Consider the following 18,637-nt stretch of genomic DNA (forward strand, 5'->3'; position numbering starts at 1 on the left):
GGAGCGGGCGCATGTCGTTTGATGTTGACGAGGATATATTACAGGACTTTCTGGTTGAGGCTGGAGAGATACTTGAACAATTACAAGAACAGCTCGTTGATCTTGAGAACAATCCTGAAGATGCGGATTTGCTGAATGCAATTTTCCGTGGATATCACACAGTTAAAGGTGGAGCGGGCTTTCTTTCGCTCACAGAGTTAGTAGAAATTTGTCACGGTGCAGAAAACGTTTTTGACGTAATGCGCAATGGACAAAGAACCCTAACCCCAGAACTGATGGATATTATTTTGCAGGCCACTGACGTGGTGGTAGAGATGTTTGAGCGGGTTAAAGCTCGCGATCCACTCGAACCTGCAGATGCACACCTTGTCGACTTATTGCACAAATTAAGTCGCCCGGAAACGCCAGATGAAAACATTTTTGGCGCCTCTGAAGAGTCAGCCACTGCACCTGAGTCATTTGCTGCGGAGCCTGAACTTGTCATTGAAGAACCTACAGCGCAAGTGCCTAGCGGCACAAGCGACGGTGGTATTGACGAAATAACCGAAGATGAATTCGAAGCGTTACTCGATGAACTTCATGGTTCAAATGCGCCAGGTCAATCTTCTTCAGCAAGTAAGCCATCAGTCGCGCCAGCATCACCTTCAGCACCCACGACACCGACCGCTGGCGGCGATAGCGACGATATCACCGACGAAGAATTTGAAGCGCTTCTCGACGATTTACACGGCAAAGGCCAGTTCGCAACTAGCGCTGCTCCTGCCTCTGAACCTAAAGCACCGGTAGCGCCCGCACCATCGAACTCAAGCAGCGATGAAGAAATTACTGACGATGAGTTCGAAGCACTTCTTGATCAGCTGCATGGTTCAGGTCAAGGCCCTACGCAACAAAGCGCAGCGCCTATTTCACCTGAGCCACCAGTAGATAAAGCGGCGACTGAAGCTGTTCAGAAGGCTAAACAAGCAGCACCTGTTAAAGCTGCGCCTACGTCAAATTCAGCCGCACCATCTAAGCCAGGCTCAACCGCGAAACCCAAAGCGGCTAGCCCAGCGCCTAAGAAAGATGATAAAAAGGCAGCTGCCGCAGCCCCACCGGCTGAAACCACGGTGCGGGTCGACACTAAGCGTCTAGACCAAATTATGAACATGGTGGGCGAGCTAGTATTGGTAAGAAATAGGCTAATCAGCTTAGGCATAAACAGCAACGACGAAAGCATGTCGAAAGCCATTGCGAACTTAGATGTAGTGACTGGAGACCTCCAAGGTGCGGTGATGAAAACCCGCATGCAGCCTATTAAAAAGGTTTTCGGCCGCTTCCCCCGTGTTGTACGTGACCTAGCGCGAAGCTTGAAGAAAGAGATTACTTTAGAGCTTGTTGGTGAAGACACTGATTTAGATAAAAATTTAGTAGAAGCTCTGGCAGACCCATTAGTTCACTTGGTTCGAAATTCGGTCGATCACGGTATTGAAATGCCTGATGATCGCGCCGCTTCAGGTAAGCCTCGTATGGGAACGGTTAAATTATCTGCTTCCCAAGAGGGCGATCATATTTTACTTACCATCGAAGACGATGGTAAAGGGATGGATGCCGAAAAGCTCAAGGAAATTGCCATCAGCCGTGGCGTTCTCGATGCAGATGCGGCAGCGCGTATGTCAGACGTTGAGGCGTTCAATCTAATCTTTGCACCGGGCTTCTCAACGAAGACAGAGATCAGCGATATTTCTGGTCGTGGTGTCGGTATGGACGTGGTTAAAACCAAAATTAACCAGCTAAACGGTACCGTAAACATTGATTCTCAGTTAGGAAAAGGGACCAGGTTAGAAATAAAAGTGCCTCTAACCTTAGCTATTTTGCCTACGTTAATGATTGTTGTAGGAAAACAGACCTTTGCGTTACCATTAGGTGCGGTGAACGAAATAATAAACATGGACATCAAAAAGACCAACACGGTTGATGGCCAACTAACAATGATAGTTCGTTCAAAGGCAATTCCGTTGTTCTTCCTTGGCGAATGGCTAATTCGTGGCCCTAAAGATATTAATAGAGAAAAAGGGCACGTGGTTGTAGTACAAATTGGTACACAACAAGTTGGATTCGTCGTAGACGCGCTAATAGGTCAAGAAGAAGTGGTAATCAAACCTCTTGATGCTTTGCTTCAAGGCACGCCGGGTATGGCGGGAGCAACCATTACTTCAGATGGCGGGATTGCACTTATTTTAGATGTTCCGAGCCTGCTAAAACGGTACGCGCGTAAACCCATCAAGTAAGGCGATGAATTAATAGGAATAATAATCCATGGTCTTTAAAGTCCTAGTGGTGGACGACTCGACATTTTATCGTCGTCGAGTAAAAGAAATACTCGACGATGATAGAGAGCTTGAAGTTGTTGGGGAAGCAAGAAACGGGCGCGATGCCTTAGAAAAAGCAGAGGCACTTAAACCTGATGTCATAACAATGGATGTGGAAATGCCCGTAATGGACGGCATTTCGGCGGTAAAGGCTATCATGGAAAAACGGCCTACGCCGATCCTCATGTTCTCTTCGCTTACTCATCATGGAGCGCAAGCTACACTCGATGCACTAGAAGCCGGTGCACTCGACTTCTTGCCGAAAAAATTTGAAGATATTGCTCAAGATAGAAAAGATGCATCGCGCTTATTATGTACTAAAGTTAGGTTAATAGCGCGTCGAGGTATTGGCCTTAAGCGTCCATCTTTTAGAGCCACAGAAACAAGAAAGCTACCGGATAACGCACCCAAGCAGGCGTTTTTTAAAACATCGGGGTTACTTTCTGGCCATAAAGACGCGGCAAAACAGCCCACCGTCTCATCTGTAAGGGCGACGGGAAAGCAATATAAATGCTTGGCGATAGGTGCATCTACAGGTGGTCCTGTGGCGCTACAAAAAGTGCTGTCACCACTACCTGCAGAATTCCCATATCCCATTTTTCTTGTCCAACATATGCCGGGCACATTTACCACGGCATTTGCTCAGCGCTTAGATTCAAACTGCAATATAAAAGTAAAAGAAGCTGAGCATGGCGATATAGTGGAGCCGGGCCACGCTTATTTAGCGCCGGGCGGTAAACAGATGTTGTTAGAAACCATAGGCGCGAATAAGCGTATAGCTATTGTCGATGCAAGTGCGAGCGACAAGGTTAATTATAAGCCCAGCGTTGATTTAACGTTCAGCTCGCTGGCCAAAGCCTATGGGGGAGATGTATTAGGCGTCATTTTGACAGGCATGGGCGCAGACGGCAAAGAAGGGTGCCGCATGCTGAAGGACAAAGGTGCGACTATTTGGGCACAAGACCAAGACTCCTGTGTGGTGTATGGCATGCCCCAAGCCGTAGCCGCTGCTAATATATCAAGTAAAAGCATTAATATTGACGATATTAGCAGTTGCGTTCAAACCGAAATGCGATAGCGGCTTGGACACTAACGGAATATAAATCATGAAAGTGTGGACAGTAGCGAATCAAAAAGGCGGCGTGGGAAAAACAACCACAACAGTAAGCCTTGGCGGGTTGCTTGCGCAACAGGGCAAGCGAGTGCTGATGATCGATACTGATCCTCACGCATCACTGAGTTATTATTTCGGCATTGACGCCGAAGCGACAAGTCATTCAGTTTACGACATTTTTATTCAATCAAACGCACTTTCTGCCGATAATGTAATGGACTGCCTTTGTCCCACTAAGTTGGACAACTTATATGTGCTTCCTGCCACCATGGCACTGGCTACATTAGACAGAACCATGGGTAGTGAACAAGGCATGGGCTTGGTGTTAAAAAAAAGCGCTCGCCAAGATAGCAGATGAATTTGACGTAGCGATTATCGATTGTCCTCCCGTGCTAGGCGTATTGATGGTGAATGCACTCGCGGCATGTGACAAAGTTATTGTGCCAACGCAAACGGAATACCTAGCATTAAAAGGTTTAGACAGAATGATCCGCACCATGGAAATAATGGGGCGCTCTTTGAATAAATCATTTGATACAGTCATCATTCCCACTATGTTTGATAAGCGCACAAACGCAGCGTTAGCATCGCGCAAACGATTAATAGACGACTACGGAGAGCGTGTGTGGGAAGGGTTATTCCCGTAGATACTCACTTTAGAGACGCCAGTTTAGTACAGCTGCCAATTTCGGCGGCGTACCCTAAAACTCGTGGTGTGTCAGCCTACGCAAAGCTGTTAGCCGTACTGGAGAATTAATACAAAAATGAGCAAGCAATCGCCTTTCGCCCGTGAAGAAGTGATGGAGGCCTACTTAGATAGCCTTCTCAAAGAACCAGAGACACCTGAAGATGTCACTGCGCGCACGGCTAAATTGCTTGAACAAGCGTCTCAACAGATGACTGAGTCGGCACTGACTCATGTAGACGAGTTGAAAACAGAGGCTGACTCTACGAGCGCTGACCCACAAACCGTAATCGCCGAAAAAGTTACCGCTTTTATCGAGACAGAAAAAGTAGAGGTTTCTGAAGACGAAGCGGCATCGGCAATAGAACCTCAAGTAGAGAGTCAAAATGAAACCGCGTTAAGTGACGCAAACAAAACAAAAATTCCACTAAAGGATACTCTCGGTTTTCGTTTTCAAGCGCTATTCTTTGAGGTCGCTGGTTTAACCTTGGCTGTACCATTAACTACATTAGGCGGCATTCATCAAATTGAAAAGATTGGGCCGCTGTTTGGCAAACCCGATTGGTTTATGGGTGTAATGTTGCATAGAGAGGCTAAACTAAATGTAGTTGACTCAGCTAAATGGGTGATGCCAGAAAAATATGATGAAAACCTCGCACAATCGCTCAACTACCGATATCTTATAATGTTAGGAGAGAGTGTGTGGGGCTTGGCAAGCGAAAAGCTTGTAAATACGGTCAATTTGACCTCCGATGACGTTAAATGGCGCGAGTCCACAGGTAAACGTCCCTGGTTAGCGGGGATGGTTAAAGAGAAAATGTGCGCGTTAATTGACGTTGAAGAATTAATATCTATGCTTAACAAAGGCTTAGGCAGTAACGACCAGACGCCATAGTATCGGGAGCCAGGTTCATGAGCGACGAAAGAATAAATAGCAATGCCACCGACAGTAACGACGAAGTCCTTCAATGGGTAACGTATCGCCTAGGTGATGAAACATATGGTATTAACGTAATGCAAGTACAAGAAGTATTGCGTTATACCGAGATAGCCCCAGTTCCCGGTGCGCCCGACTACGTATTAGGTATTATTAACCTGCGTGGTAACGTTGTGACGGTAATCGATACTCGCGCGCGTTTTGGTTTACCGCCAACAGAAATTACTGACAATACGCGTATCGTTATAATTGAGTCTGACGAACAGGTAGTCGGTATCCTTGTAGATAGCGTGGCAGAAGTGGTTTATCTGAAGTCTTCAGAGATTGATAGTGCCCCTAACGTGGGCACGGAAGAAAGCGCTAAGTTTATTCAAGGCGTGAGCAACCGAGACGGTGAACTACTGATACTTGTTGATCTCAATAAGTTGCTAAGTGATGAAGAGTGGGATGAGCTTAGCAGCATCTAAATAAATGAACGGGCGGCATGGTTAGTCATGCCTCCTGCGTTTCCCCAAGGGTTATATCCATGGATTGGCAGCTCGCTGCACCTACCGTGTTAGAAATTGTATTATGCGTTTTCATCCTTATACTTATCGTTGCTATAGGTGTAATTTACTCGCATGTATGTACACTTCGCGCCGCGCTAAATGATTGTGAAAATAAAAACGCAGAAGCTATTTTACGCGTAGAAGCCATAGCTAATAACGCCAATAATCAGCAAACTGAAGCGCAGGCAAGAACCCTTGTTATTACACGCCACCTGAAAGAACTAGAAGAAAAGCAAACCGATATTGAAAACCATGTTCGTGAGCTGAAGCTTCAAGACCCTTCACTGCGTCTATATCAACGTGCCGCGGAACTAGTGAAGCAAGGGGCAAGTATTGATGAAATCATTGAAGCGTGTGACATTCCGCGTGCCGAAGCTGAAATGTTGGTGATGGTGCACAAGCAACACAGCTAAAAACATTGGCAGAAGGTGATTAATCATTCCAATTCGCTTCTATCGACGAGAAAGTCCCTCCATTACGTTACTCAAAAAAAACGTTTAGACGTCTAGACGTAAAGATGTTGACATATTCCCAGTTATAGACACAATACGGGTATTGTAATTTATCACTGGAGCCCTCTATGCCAATTCGTATTCCTGAGCAGTTACCCGCACAGAATGTACTACTAGGTGAAAACATTTTTACCATGGACATGGACAGGGCGGCTAACCAGGATATTCGTCCTCTTGAAGTGGGTATTTTAAATTTAATGCCGAATAAAATTGAGACAGAAGTGCAACTGCTGCGTCTGCTCTCAAACACGCCACTACAGATAAATGTGGATTTGATCCGCATAGACAACCAAGCGCCCAAGAATACGCCCCAGTCGCACATGGACGCTTTCTACCATGACTTTTCGTCGGTGGCGAACAAAAAGTATGATGGCCTTATTGTTACCGGCGCCCCATTAGCGCTTATCGATTACGAAGAAGTGAAATACTGGGAAACCATGACCACTATTTTGGAGTGGGCGCAGCGCCACGTAAATTCGACGCTTTATCTGTGTTGGGCGGCCCATGCAGCCATGTACCACTTTTACGGCATTACCCGCGAACTGCGAGATGAAAAGTTTTCAGGGGTGTTTAAGCACAAAGTTAACGATCCAAATAATGAGTTATTAAGAGGCTTTGATCCGTCATTCTATGCCCCCCATTCACGCTACGGGCATATCGATACTTCGTTGTACAACAGTGTTGACGGGCTTAACGTGGTCGCAGAGTCTGATGAGGTAGGCGCCTATATTGTCGCCTCTGAAGACAAGCGCATGGTATTTGTTACCGGCCACCCAGAATACGACCCCGATACACTAAAAGACGAGTATTTACGCGACATTGCTGCCGGCCAAACACCGCCCATTCCGAAGAATTATTTTGAAGGAGACGACCCAGCCACGTCTCCCATTGTACAGTGGCGGTCGCACGGCAGTCTATTGTTTACAAACTGGCTGAATTATTATGTTTATCAGACCACGCCTTACGATTTAAGTCAGCTTGCTGAAAAGTCACAGCCAAAGAGGTAGCACGTGAGCAAAAATACAATATCTAGCGCGCAGACAACGCTTACAAAAGCCGCTAAAGAGCGCATTCTTATTCTTGATGGCGCTATGGGCACTATGATTCAGCGTCACAAATTAGAAGAAGATGATTACCGCGGAACACAGTTCTCAGATTGGCACTGTGACGTAAAAGGTAATAACGATATGCTGGTTATTACTCAGCCGGATATTATTTATCAAATTCACTGCGACTACTTCGAAGCAGGCGCTGATATCATTGAAACAAACACCTTTAACGCCACCACAATTGCTATGGCCGACTATGACATGCAGGCCCATTCGCGGGACATCAATGTGGCGGCGGCCAAGTTGGCCAGAAAAGCCGCTGACGAGTTTACTGCGAAAACGCCAAACAAACCGCGATTCGTGGCAGGCGTTTTAGGCCCAACAAATCGCACAGCCTCGATTTCGCCAGATGTCAATGACCCCGGTAAACGCAACGTAACGTTCGATGAACTTGTCGATGCGTACAGCGAGTCTACCGAGGCACTCATTGAAGGCGGCGTAGACTTAATCATGTTAGAAACTATTTTCGACACACTAAATGCCAAAGCCGCAGCCTATGCGGTGGAGTCGGTGTTTGAAAAGCTAGGTAAGTCTTTACCTGTTATGGTGTCTGGCACAATTACCGACGCTTCAGGGCGCACATTATCGGGGCAAACCGCCGAGGCATTTTATTATTCGATGCGTCACATCAGCCCGTTTTCTTTCGGGTTAAATTGCGCCCTTGGCCCCGACTTATTGCGTCAATACGTGGATGAAGTGTCGGCAATCAGTGAATGCTTTATTTCGGCACACCCCAATGCTGGCCTACCTAACGAGTTTGGTGAGTACGATATGGAAGGGCCAGAAATGGCCGAGCACATTAAAGAATGGGCGCAATCAGGGCTTGTGAATATCGTAGGCGGATGCTGCGGTAGTACGCCAGACCACATTCGCGAAATCGCTAATGCGGTAGCGGGTATAGCGCCACGTAACGTACCTGCATTTGAACCTAAAATGCGTTTGTCAGGCCTAGAGCCTTTTGTACACTAGGAGGGCATTATGAGCGCAGAATTTTCCACATTTATTAATATCGGTGAGCGCACCAACGTTACAGGCTCCGCTCGCTTTAAACGCCTTATTCTTGAAGGTGATTATGAAACCGCACTTGATGTCGCTAGACAGCAGGTAGAAAACGGTGCCCAAATCATCGATATCAATATGGATGAGGCCATGCTTGATTCCAAGCAGGCTATGATCACCTTCTTAAACCTCATAGCTTCTGAGCCCGATATTAGCCGCGTACCCATCATGATTGATTCATCAAAATGGGAAGTGATAGAGGCGGGCCTTAAATGCGTACAGGGCAAAGCTATTGTTAACTCAATTAGCTTAAAAGAAGGGGAAGCGCTTTTCTTACATCAAGCTAAGCTCATAAAACGTTATGGTGCTGCAACCGTGGTTATGGCGTTTGACGAAACCGGTCAGGCCGACACCCAGGCCCGTAAAGTCGAGATTTGTCAGCGCAGCTATAAACTGCTGACTGAAGACATCGGTTTTCCGCCAGAAGATATTATTTTTGACCCCAACATTTTTGCTGTAGCTACAGGTATCGAGGAACACGATAACTACGCGGTGGACTTTATTGAAGCTACCCGCGAAATACGTAAAACCTGTCCGTACTCACATATTTCCGGCGGCCTATCTAATATCTCTTTCTCGTTCAGGGGGAATAACCCAGTACGAGAGGCCATGCATTCGGTATTTCTATATCACGCAATTCGTGCGGGTATGGATATGGCTATAGTTAATGCAGGCCAGTTAGAGGTGTATGACGAAATTCCACCTGAACTTCGCGAAGCCGTTGAAGACGTGATTTTAAATCGCAGAAGTGATGCCACCGAGCGTTTGCTAGACATTGCACCTAACTATCAAGGCGACGGTAAGGCTGCAGCAAAAGAAGATTTGAGCTGGCGCGAACAAGACGTAAATAAGCGTTTAGAGCACGCCCTTGTAAAAGGGATCACCGACTATATCATCGACGACACCGAAGAGGCCCGACAACAGGCTGAACGTCCGCTACACGTTATTGAAGGGCCTTTAATGGACGGTATGAACGTAGTAGGTGATTTGTTCGGCGAAGGTAAGATGTTCTTACCTCAGGTCGTAAAGTCTGCCCGCGTAATGAAAAAAGCGGTAGCGCACTTACAGCCCTTCATTGAAGAAGAAAAATCAGACGATGCTAAGAGCAACGGTAAAATTCTACTAGCAACGGTAAAAGGCGACGTTCACGATATCGGTAAAAACATTGTAGGTGTGGTACTACAGTGTAATAACTTTGAAGTTATCGATTTAGGCGTGATGGTACCAGCCGCCACTATTTTGCAAACCGCCAAAGACGAAAACGTAGACATGATTGGGCTGTCGGGGCTGATTACCCCATCGCTTGACGAAATGGTGCATGTTGCGAAAGAAATGGAGCGTCAGGGTTTTGAAATTCCGCTGCTTATTGGTGGGGCAACCACGTCTAAAGCGCATACTGCCGTTAAAATTGAGCAAAATTACCACGCCCCTGTTTCCTACGTACCTAATGCCAGTCGAGCGGTGGGTGTATGTCAGCGCTTACTTAATAAAGCGTCCCGTGACATCTACGCCAAAGAGTTAGCGAAAGAGTACGAAACAGTGCGCGAGCAGCATGCCCGTAAGAAGCCTCGCAGTAAGCCTGTCACGTTAGCGCAGGCTAGAGATAACGCGTTTAAGCCCGACTTTAACACGCTGCCTGTAAAACCTGCGACATTAGGTGTAACCCCTGTTACCGCTGATTTAGCGACACTGCGCAATTATATTGACTGGACACCGTTCTTTTTGACCTGGTCTTTAGCGGGTAAGTATCCTCGAATACTCAACGATGATGTAGTCGGTGAGCAGGCGCAGTCGTTGTTTAATGATGCCAACGCCATGCTAGATAAGATCATTGAAGACAACACGCTTCAAGCGAAAGGTGTTATAGGGCTATTCCCCGCCAATCGCGTGGGCGATGATGTAGAAATTTATAGCGATGAATCGCGCACAAAAGTAAGCGGAGTAGGCCACCACCTTCGTCAACAAACGCTTAAAGACAAGTTCGCTAACTACTGCTTAGCCGACTTTGTGGCTGAAAAGTCGAGCGGTATTGAAGACTATGTAGGCGCTTTTGCGGTCACGGGGGGCATAGGTGAAGATGAGCTGGCTGATAGTTATATTCAAGCAGGTGATGACTACAATGGCATTATGGTAAAAGCCGTAGCCGACAGGTTAGCCGAAGCTTTTGCTGAATATCTTCATGAGCAGGTACGTAAACATTACTGGGGTTATGCAAAGGACGAGGCGCTAAGTAACGAAGCGCTTATTCGCGAAAAATATCAAGGTATTCGCCCGGCTCCAGGTTATGCAGCCTGCCCAGAACATACTGAAAAGCAGCTTATTTGGGATTTGTTGTCTGTTGAAGCGCATACGGGGATGAAGCTCACCGAAAGCTATGCGATGTGGCCCGGGGCGTCAGTTTCTGGTTGGTATTTCGCGCATCCTGACGCTAAGTATTTCGCGGTTGCTAAAATTCAAAGCGACCAAGTAGAGGACTACGCTAAGCGCAAAGGTTGGACGCTAGAAGAGGCCGAGAAGTGGCTTGGTCCTAACTTAAGTGACTAGCGTTGGCTAATAAACAGGTAAAAAAGATGCAATGCGAAAAGCCATTTAGCCAAGCCTGTGAAAATAACAAGCGCGCCATTTTAGGCGTGCTTGAATGCACGTTTGCGAATTGTAAGCAGGTGTTAGAAATAGGCAGTGGCACAGGTCAACATGCGGTGTTTTTTGCCGAACATTTACCCCATCTAATATGGCATACCAGCGACCAGCCTCAGTATCACTCGGGCGTACAAGCATGGCTTGCTGAGGCTAGTTTAGATAACATAAGCGCGCCCGTGGCGTTTACTGTGGGACGCGATGACTTTCCTCATATTGACGTGGACGGCGTGTTTACTGCGAATACTGCGCACATTATGCAAAAAGAAGAGGCAAAACTTCTGATGGAGTTGATTGCCTCGAACCTTCCGCAAAACGGTGTTTTTTGTCAATACGGCCCTTTTACTCACAGGGGTAAATTCACTTCACAGAGTAACCAAGCTTTCCACTTGTCGCTGATAGAAAGAGGCTACGGTGGTTACCGAGATATTGACGAGCTTACCGCTTGGGCAGGCGAGTTGAGCTTAAAAGAAGTGATCGACATGCCCGCTAATAATCACATGCTCATTTGGCAAAAGCGCTAAATGGCATTAATCAAAGGAGTAGCTATGAGCTTTAAAGTAAACCATTATTTCGACAACAAAGTGAGCTCGATTGGGTTTGAGTCTGCGAACGGACCTTGTACATCAGGTGTTATGTCACCCGGTGAGTACACTTTCTCAACCTCACATAAAGAGCTAATGAAAGTGGTAGAAGGCGAGCTTGTTGTCAAGCTACCAAAAAGCGACGAGTGGCAATCTTTTGTAACCGGTACGAGCTTCAATGTGCCTGCCAATGTATCGTTTGATGTGAAAGTTTCTACACCCACCGCTTATCTTTGCTTCTACAGCTAACACCTACCTGGTAATACCGTAGGTCTTCACGAGGGCCGAATACAAGCAAAAGCTCACGGCCCTCATTATTCATTTACCAACTTAAACTTTCGTAGAATTGACTTTCAAAGGTTGTAATATTCTTTCGTATATCTCAAAGTAGTAATAAGCGTAATTAACCCAGTGTTAATAACGCTTTATACCAATAAAGCTAAACCTATAACTTGTGCAAATTCTTATTGTGACGGAAACACACTACAAGTTACGGCGTTTGGTAAACAATGAGAAGTACACATGAAGTCCATATCACTCCAAAAAAAGTTTATGCTTATCGTAGGTGGGAGCATTGCTTTAATGCTACTAATCACTGCCTTTTTTCTAGTTAATACCGTTGCTGATAACACTCGTCTGCGAGTTGAAAAAGAAGTGAAATCGTTAGTTGCACGTGAAGCCAACGACGTTGAAGGCTTTTTCTCTACATATGGCGGCGTGGCCAGTGCGTTTTTAAGCAGCCCTTTTCTACAAGATTTTTTTGCTAAGCACACTTCGCGAGGAGCCTCAGAGAGCCAGCTCGCACAAGCCGAAACAATTTACACTACGTTTGAAAATATCAGCAGCCAAGACCCCATTATTAAATCTGCATTTTTTGGTTCAGCAAAAACCGGTGAATACTTTTACGAAGAAGGGCGGGTAGGCGTTGATACGTCAGGGCCCGACGCCGGTAAAGTGAATGCTGGTTACTTTGCTACAAAGCGCCCGTGGTTTACCACTGCCGTCCAAAAGGGCGAGTTATACGTTACGCCTCCTGCGGTAGACTCTCAAGACGGCAGTGTTTCCGCTGTTGTTCAATCGCCCATATACAAAAACGGAACCTTATTAGGGGTAGGCGGCGTCGATATTCTTATAAGTACGGTAGGCAAAGTCGTGGATGCTATTCGCTATGAAAACCAAGGTACCGCGTTTTTACTCGATGAAAACCAAAACATCGTGTATTTCCCAAAACAAAGCGAAGATTTACCGCTTAGCTCTTCAATACGCAATTTCGACAGTGTATTTGACGACACCCAAGGCTTTGCAAATCTAGCCAGTAACATCGCCGCTAATGCATCGGGTATTGCTCATGTGACGTGGAAAGGAGAAGAGTATGTGGCGGTATTTGAGCATGCCACATTAACCTCTCCTCAAATGAACTGGTCACTAGGTATTCTTATTCCGGCCAGCATCATTAATACGCCCATTAGCAATGCCATTACCACAGCAATAATAGTGGCTATTGTAATCATTGCTCTAATCGCGGTTATTACCTATTTTGCCAGCGCGAAAGTTACACAGCCATTAGTAGAGATGCGCAATGCTATGGCAGAAATTGCCCACGGCGACGGAGACTTAACCAAGCGTTTAGAAGTAAAAAGTAATGATGAAATCGGTGCTCTTGCCTTAGAGTTTAATACTTTTACTGACAAACTAAGGGTATTGCTTAAAGATACGGCGGCAAGTACTAAAGCGGTGTCGGATGCGGCCGACCATTTACGTGATGTAAGCCACGCGACCAGTCAGGAAATTAATCAAGAGCGCAGCCAAGTGGATAATGTGTCGACAGCGGTTACACAAATGGCGGCGACAGTGGTCGAAATTTCTAAAAACGCGGCGCAATCGAGCGACGCCGCAACCAAGGCAGACGAACTTGTGCAAAGCGGAAGTGAGCAAGTGCAGGACGCGATGAAAGAAATTCGTGCCTTAGCAGATGCCATTAGTGACGGCGTCGAAGTGGTTAGCGGTTTAAGTAAAGAGTCTGACAGCATTGGCGCAGTGGTGGACGTTATTAACAGCATTGCCGAACAAACTAACTTGCTGGCGCTAAATGCCGCGATTGAAGCTGCCCGTGCGGGCGAGCAAGGGCGCGGTTTCGCTGTGGTTGCCGATGAAGTACGCTCACTCGCTAGCCGCACTCAAGAGTCTACAACCGACATCAGAAAAATGGTTGAGCGACTACAAGCCATGTCAGAACAAACGAATAGCGTTATGCAACAAGGTCAGGCGCGTTCACAGTCCGGTGTAGAAAAAACTGAAAAAGTGGTAGAAACCTTGCGCTACATTACCCAATCCATTGGTCTGGTGCACGAGCAGAGCACACACATAGCCCTTGCCACTGAACAGCAAACAGAAGTTGCGCAAGATATTAATAAGTCGCTGGTGGCGATAACAGGCTTAAGTGATAGAACGAGCGAACACGCGCAAGAGTTAGCTGTTGAAGCCACCCAACTAAGCGGAGTTTCTAGCGACTTAAAAGAGCTGGTAGGGCAGTTTAAAATTTAAATGTGTAAATCTATCTCTCACCAACAAAGGAAAAGGTGGCGCTGGGCTTGGCTGTTACGCCGGCTCAGTCGAAACGTTCTCAAGGCTTATGCGCCTGAGACAACGCTATAAAATCGTCAACAAAGCCCAACACGTCTTGGGCTTTTCTATGCCCTAAATAAAGGGTTTTTGATACGCCTACCTCTCCAAGTGAGCGATAAGTGAGTAGCTCTCGCTCCTTCGATTCATCAATTAGCCACTTTGGCAGCGCTGTAACTCCACGCCCGGCCGCCACCATTTGCAGGATGATTTCTGTGGTTTCAATCGTTTTGTGTTGCCTAACTGTGCAGTTAGCCGGCGTAAGAAAGTGGGTGAATATATCTAGCCTGCTAAGTTCTACCGGATAGGTAATAAGCGTTTCGTTAGACAGATCTTGTGGCTTTATAAACGGCTTATCAGCGAGCGGGTGATGTTTGTCCATAACCAGTACCTGTTCGTATTCAAACACCGGCGTATAAGCAATAGTATCAAGAGACAAAGGATCGGGAGTTAGCAAAATATCTATGTCGTAGCCGTGTAGTGCTTGAAGGCCGCCAAATGAAAAAGCGCGGCGAACGTCTACATCGACATCGGGGAACGCTTTTAAAAATGGTGCAACCACCTTTAAGAGCCACTCGAAGCAAGGGTAGCATTCCATTCCAATTCGCAAAATACCTTGCTTGCCATCGGCAAACCTACGCAACTGCGCCTCTGTGTGTTCAAACTGGGGCAATACACGATGGGCCAAACCCAGCACACTTTGCCCCGCTTGTGTAAGCGTTAACCGTCGACCTTCTTTTTTCCAAAGAGGAACCTCAAAATGGGCTTCCAGTTTTTTCATTGCATGGCTTAACGCAGACTGCGTTAAAAAGAGTGATTTCGCCGCTTCGGTCATTGTGCCTTCGGCATCAATCGCTCTCACTATTCGTAAATGCTGTCTATCAATCATAATGTGTCACAACGATACTAACGGTTAAGGGCATGTTTGGGTGTATCATTCACAATCGTTACCGCATTGGAAAGACGAGTTTCAATGATTTCTTTAATGATAATTGAGATTTCCCTAAAAGTTTTTCTGCCCGGTGCTGTATTTCTCCACGCCAATGAATGCTGACGCTCAATAGGCATATCTGCAATTTCACACACGTGTAATGCCTCAGGTTTATGTAACTCTGAGTGAATATACAAGCCGGGAAGAAAGGCCACCCCCATTCCCATCACGACCATTTGGCGCAGTGTATCAAGGCTGGTACCTTCATAATCGCGCTGCAAATCTGCGCCAATTTCATCGCAAATACGTTGTACTTGATGGTGAAAGTGGTGTCTGTCTTCCAAAGTCAGTACTTTTTCACCGGTTATTTCTTCTGGTCTAACGAACGCTTTACCTGTTAATTTGTGATCAGAAGGCGTCACAAACTTTAAAGGTTCTTTAAACAGCGGTTGCGTGATGAGCTGTGAATTTTCGCCAGAAAGGGGCGATAGAATAAGATCGTACTCCCCCCGCAATAAGCCGTGTTGCAGGGCGCTTGGTGCCCCTTCACGAACATAAAAACGCAGGCCAGGCTTGCGCTTGTGTAAATCGGGTAAAACAAACGGTAACAAATAAGGGCCAAGAGTAGGCGGGATCCCCAACCGGTATGTCACCACTTCACCTTCCGACAAGTCCCGGGCTATCTCGCTGAATCGCTGTGATGCTTGCAGCACCTCTTCTGCTGCGTCTAACAGCGCTTTACCCTGCGGCGATAATAAGGTTCCCGTGCGAGAACGCTCGAACAGCGTTAGTCCAAGGTGTGTTTCTAACGCATTAATTTGGCTGGTCAGCGTAGGCTGACTAATACCAAGAATTCCCGCAGCCTGCCTAAAGCTTAAATATTTCGCCACAGCCACAAAATAGCGGATTTGGTTAATTGACGGGCTTTTTCCGTTAAATTGCATGGTGTATTTACCCTTCTCTTACTAACCTTAGTAGTAGTGCTGTTTGTAGGGTGATAGTATTTAGCTATCGCGAGTTAGTATATTAAACTATTAATCTATCAGGTGAAACTGGCGTAATTACATAATCATTACAATTATTAAAAAATTGGGAGTTTTATATGGATCACGTTATCTCAGGTGTTGCTAAATTCCAAAAGGAAGTTTACCCGAATAAGAAAGCGACGTTTCAAAAGCTGGCTAACGGGCAAAATCCTGAAGTGCTTTTCATCACGTGTTCAGATTCACGTATTGACCCGAACCTAGTTACACAAACCGACCCAGGTGAACTTTTCATTTGTCGTAACGCGGGCAATATTGTTCCTCCGCACAGCAACCAAACAGGTGGAATGACAGCGTCTATTGAATTTGCAGTGGCTGCTTTGGGTGTTTCACATATTGTTGTGTGTGGTCACACTGACTGCGGCGCAATGAAAGGTGCGATTAACCCTGCTGGTCTAGACTCGCTACCTCATGTTAAAGAGTGGTTGGGCCATTGCCGTGTTGCCACAGACGTAGTTAAAGAGCGTTGTGGTCACGATGAACTTTCTATTGACGATTTAGAAGCGGTAACGAAAGAGAACGTAGTACAGCAGATTCAACACCTACGTACGCATCCTGCGGTAGCTGCAAAAATTGCAACCGGTCAGGTTAAACTTCACGGTTGGGTGTACAACATTGGCACTGGTGAGGTGCTTTATTATAACACCGAGTCGGGTGAGTTTGATGTCATGGACGAGTCTACTGCAGAAGCGCAACTTGCGCGCTCCGAATAAGGCTCATAACTATGGTGAAAATCAATTTTTCTAATTTACGTGGCGATTTTACCGGTGGTTTAACCGCCGGTATCGTTGCTTTGCCACTGGCGCTTGCACTTGGTGTAGCGTCAGGTCTTGGCCCGATGGCTGGCCTTTATGGTGCTATAGCCGTGGGCTTTTTTGCTGCACTTTTCGGCGGTACACCAGCGCAAATTTCAGGTCCTACGGGCCCGATGGTTGTTGTACTCGCAGGCCTTTTTGCAAGTCTATCCGGCGATACTAGCCTTATCTTTACCGCGGTAATATTGGCAGGTGTCTTCCAAATCGTATTCGGCGTACTTGGGGTAGGCCAGTATATTCGCTTGGTGCCGTATCCGGTGATTTCTGGTTTTATGTCAGGCATCGGTGCCATCATTATTATTCTGCAGTTAGGCAGACTGCTAGGCCACGAGCCTCCAGGCGGCACAATTGGTGCGCTATCGTATTTGCCTACAGCGCTTGCTGATATCGACTTTGCCACACTTGCTCTGGGCTTGGGTACTTTAGTTATTGCTTACAAGTGGCCTCCACAACTAGGAAAGTTTGTGCCTGGTGCACTTGCTGCGCTAATCATTGGCACCTTGGTAAGTCTAGCGCTATCTGTCCCTGTACTTGGCGATATTCCCACGGGCTTACCGAGCCTTCACCTTCCGGTGTTTGATCAAAGCAAAGCGCTACTTATTTTAGAAGCTGCTTTTATCCTTGCCGTACTTGGTGCAATTGATAGCCTATTAACCTCACTTGTCGCTGACAACATGACCCGAACTCGTCATGACAGTAACAAAGAGCTTATTGGCCAAGGTATTGGTAACACGTTTGCAGGCCTTATTGGCGGTATTGCTGGCGCAGGTGCAACCATGCGTACAGTGGTAAATATCCGCAGCGGTGGTAAGTACAACGTTTCAGGTATGGTTCACGCGTTGGTATTACTTGCCATTGTACTAGGTCTTAGCCCTCTAGCGGCGCAAATCCCTCATGCTGTTCTTGCCGGCATTTTGGTGAAAGTAGGTTTAGATATCATTGATTGGAGCTACTTAAAGCGTGCACACAAAGGCCCGCGTTGGGACTTCGGCTTGATGATTATGGTGCTTGCCTTAACCGTATTCGTAGATTTAATCACAGCGGTAGGTGTCGGTGTAGTATTTGCGGCATTAGCTTATGTTAAGCAAATTGCTCAACTGCAAATTGAAGAACTCAAGAAGATCCCTGAGTCTTTAAATGACCCTAAGGAAAACGAGTTACTTGAATCGCTAAAAGATAAAGTATCAATCTTTAGTTTCGGCGGCCCGTTAAGCTTTGGTGCAGCGGCTGATTTAGGTCACCACGTACGTGAGCGCGTGCGTCCGGGGGCTACCGTTACTATCCTTGATTTCTCTCGCGTACCGCTAATGGACGTGTCGGCTGCAATGGCGGTTGATACGGTAACTTCAGATGCATTAGCCGCGGGTCGTCAACTTGTTATTTGCGGTGCTAACGCAGAAGTTAACAAAGTGCTGGAGGGCGTAAATGAAGCGCATCCTAGTATTCCTAACTTCGACACGTTACATGACGCCTTGCTTTATGCAAAAAAGCAAGTAGACGGAACTGAAAGCGAACACACCAGTTTTCAAGCCGCAGCGCAGTCATAAAGTAAGAACAAGATAAGATAATCCTTTCCCTTCTTTAGCCCTCCTTCGCGAGGGCTTTTTTTTATGTCTTTTCGCTTATAAAACTTTAGATACTGTGTAGAAGCCAAAAGATTGTTGCTATCGGTTTATTAATTGATTGTTCAATT

15 protein-coding genes and 1 pseudogene are annotated in these 18,637 nt (G+C 46.5%); 14 read left to right on the forward strand and 2 right to left on the reverse strand.

Going from position 1 to position 18,637, the window contains the following annotated elements; genetic code table 11:
* The first annotated feature begins 11 nt into the window (after window positions 1-11).
* From ACX5J7_RS08255 to ACX5J7_RS08310, 12 genes and pseudogenes are all read left to right on the forward strand, one after another.
* On the forward strand, window positions 12-2,267 hold the full coding sequence (locus ACX5J7_RS08255) for a chemotaxis protein CheA (RefSeq protein ID WP_012517684.1): 2,256 nt from the start codon (window positions 12-14) through the stop codon (window positions 2,265-2,267).
* A 28-nt stretch (window positions 2,268-2,295) separates the two neighbouring features.
* Window positions 2,296-3,426 (forward strand): protein-glutamate methylesterase/protein-glutamine glutaminase, encoded by a 1,131-nt coding sequence (locus ACX5J7_RS08260; RefSeq protein ID WP_020743071.1) that lies wholly within the window; start codon window positions 2,296-2,298, stop codon window positions 3,424-3,426.
* A 28-nt stretch (window positions 3,427-3,454) separates the two neighbouring features.
* Window positions 3,455-4,219: pseudogene (locus tag ACX5J7_RS08265) on the forward strand (ParA family protein).
* Window positions 4,220-4,226: 7 nt separating this feature from the next.
* On the forward strand, window positions 4,227-5,042 hold the full coding sequence (locus ACX5J7_RS08270; RefSeq protein WP_012517687.1) for a chemotaxis protein CheW: 816 nt from the start codon (window positions 4,227-4,229) through the stop codon (window positions 5,040-5,042).
* Between the two features lie 17 nt (window positions 5,043-5,059).
* The gene (locus ACX5J7_RS08275) at window positions 5,060-5,551 is read left to right on the forward strand and encodes a chemotaxis protein CheW (protein ID WP_012517688.1); all 492 of its coding nucleotides are present in this window, start codon (window positions 5,060-5,062) and stop codon (window positions 5,549-5,551) included.
* 59 nt (window positions 5,552-5,610) lie between these two features.
* Complete coding sequence (locus ACX5J7_RS08280) at window positions 5,611-6,045, forward strand: DUF2802 domain-containing protein (protein ID WP_012517689.1); 435 nt, start codon at window positions 5,611-5,613, stop codon at window positions 6,043-6,045.
* 167 nt (window positions 6,046-6,212) lie between these two features.
* Window positions 6,213-7,151: a homoserine O-acetyltransferase MetA gene (gene metA, locus ACX5J7_RS08285; protein WP_015066493.1), complete on the forward strand. Its 939-nt coding sequence runs from the start codon at window positions 6,213-6,215 to the stop codon at window positions 7,149-7,151.
* Window positions 7,152-7,154: 3 nt separating this feature from the next.
* Window positions 7,155-8,222: a homocysteine S-methyltransferase family protein gene (locus tag ACX5J7_RS08290; protein ID WP_498706756.1), complete on the forward strand. Its 1,068-nt coding sequence runs from the start codon at window positions 7,155-7,157 to the stop codon at window positions 8,220-8,222.
* A 9-nt stretch (window positions 8,223-8,231) separates the two neighbouring features.
* Window positions 8,232-10,856, forward strand: a complete 2,625-nt coding sequence (gene metH / locus ACX5J7_RS08295; RefSeq protein ID WP_483379989.1) for a methionine synthase — start codon at window positions 8,232-8,234, stop codon at window positions 10,854-10,856.
* A gap of 26 nt (window positions 10,857-10,882) precedes the next feature.
* Window positions 10,883-11,473 (forward strand): DUF938 domain-containing protein, encoded by a 591-nt coding sequence (locus ACX5J7_RS08300; protein ID WP_474116443.1) that lies wholly within the window; start codon window positions 10,883-10,885, stop codon window positions 11,471-11,473.
* A 24-nt stretch (window positions 11,474-11,497) separates the two neighbouring features.
* Window positions 11,498-11,782, forward strand: a complete 285-nt coding sequence (ppnP, locus tag ACX5J7_RS08305; protein WP_015066495.1) for a pyrimidine/purine nucleoside phosphorylase — start codon at window positions 11,498-11,500, stop codon at window positions 11,780-11,782.
* Between the two features lie 333 nt (window positions 11,783-12,115).
* Window positions 12,116-14,077 (forward strand): methyl-accepting chemotaxis protein, encoded by a 1,962-nt coding sequence (locus ACX5J7_RS08310; protein WP_498706759.1) that lies wholly within the window; start codon window positions 12,116-12,118, stop codon window positions 14,075-14,077.
* Between the two features lie 79 nt (window positions 14,078-14,156).
* Here ACX5J7_RS08310 and ACX5J7_RS08315 read toward each other — a convergent pair whose 3' ends face one another.
* Window positions 14,157-15,044 carry a LysR family transcriptional regulator gene (locus ACX5J7_RS08315; RefSeq protein ID WP_041702608.1) on the reverse strand — a complete coding sequence of 296 codons (888 nt, stop codon included), beginning with the start codon at window positions 15,042-15,044 and terminating at the stop codon, window positions 14,157-14,159.
* Between the two features lie 17 nt (window positions 15,045-15,061).
* Complete coding sequence (locus ACX5J7_RS08320; protein ID WP_015066497.1) at window positions 15,062-16,030, reverse strand: hydrogen peroxide-inducible genes activator; 969 nt, start codon at window positions 16,028-16,030, stop codon at window positions 15,062-15,064.
* A 158-nt stretch (window positions 16,031-16,188) separates the two neighbouring features.
* On the opposite strand from ACX5J7_RS08320, the gene ACX5J7_RS08325 reads away from it, so the two are divergent.
* Together ACX5J7_RS08325 and ACX5J7_RS08330 are read left to right on the forward strand one after the other, a co-directional pair.
* Window positions 16,189-16,842 carry a carbonic anhydrase gene (locus tag ACX5J7_RS08325; RefSeq protein WP_012517697.1) on the forward strand — a complete coding sequence of 218 codons (654 nt, stop codon included), beginning with the start codon at window positions 16,189-16,191 and terminating at the stop codon, window positions 16,840-16,842.
* An 11-nt stretch (window positions 16,843-16,853) separates the two neighbouring features.
* Entirely contained in the window at window positions 16,854-18,491 is a 1,638-nt protein-coding gene (locus tag ACX5J7_RS08330; protein ID WP_498706762.1) for a SulP family inorganic anion transporter, read from the forward strand.
* Window positions 18,492-18,637 lie beyond the last annotated feature (146 nt).

The sequence above is a fragment of the Alteromonas infernus genome (genome assembly GCF_902705815.1).

Coding starts and splice junctions, on each gene's coding strand:
- ACX5J7_RS08255 (WP_012517684.1), top strand. CDS start 12: ATGTCGTTTGATGTTGACGAGGATATATTACAGGACTTTCTGGTTGAG.
- ACX5J7_RS08260 (WP_020743071.1), top strand. CDS start 2,296: ATGGTCTTTAAAGTCCTAGTGGTGGACGACTCGACATTTTATCGTCGT.
- ACX5J7_RS08270 (WP_012517687.1), top strand. CDS start 4,227: ATGAGCAAGCAATCGCCTTTCGCCCGTGAAGAAGTGATGGAGGCCTAC.
- ACX5J7_RS08275 (WP_012517688.1), top strand. CDS start 5,060: ATGAGCGACGAAAGAATAAATAGCAATGCCACCGACAGTAACGACGAA.
- ACX5J7_RS08280 (WP_012517689.1), top strand. CDS start 5,611: ATGGATTGGCAGCTCGCTGCACCTACCGTGTTAGAAATTGTATTATGC.
- metA (WP_015066493.1), top strand. CDS start 6,213: ATGCCAATTCGTATTCCTGAGCAGTTACCCGCACAGAATGTACTACTA.
- metH (WP_483379989.1), top strand. CDS start 8,232: ATGAGCGCAGAATTTTCCACATTTATTAATATCGGTGAGCGCACCAAC.
- ACX5J7_RS08300 (WP_474116443.1), top strand. CDS start 10,883: ATGCAATGCGAAAAGCCATTTAGCCAAGCCTGTGAAAATAACAAGCGC.
- ppnP (WP_015066495.1), top strand. CDS start 11,498: ATGAGCTTTAAAGTAAACCATTATTTCGACAACAAAGTGAGCTCGATT.
- ACX5J7_RS08310 (WP_498706759.1), top strand. CDS start 12,116: ATGCTACTAATCACTGCCTTTTTTCTAGTTAATACCGTTGCTGATAAC.
- ACX5J7_RS08315 (WP_041702608.1), bottom strand. CDS start 15,044: ATGATTGATAGACAGCATTTACGAATAGTGAGAGCGATTGATGCCGAA.
- ACX5J7_RS08320 (WP_015066497.1), bottom strand. CDS start 16,030: ATGCAATTTAACGGAAAAAGCCCGTCAATTAACCAAATCCGCTATTTT.
- ACX5J7_RS08325 (WP_012517697.1), top strand. CDS start 16,189: ATGGATCACGTTATCTCAGGTGTTGCTAAATTCCAAAAGGAAGTTTAC.
- ACX5J7_RS08330 (WP_498706762.1), top strand. CDS start 16,854: ATGGTGAAAATCAATTTTTCTAATTTACGTGGCGATTTTACCGGTGGT.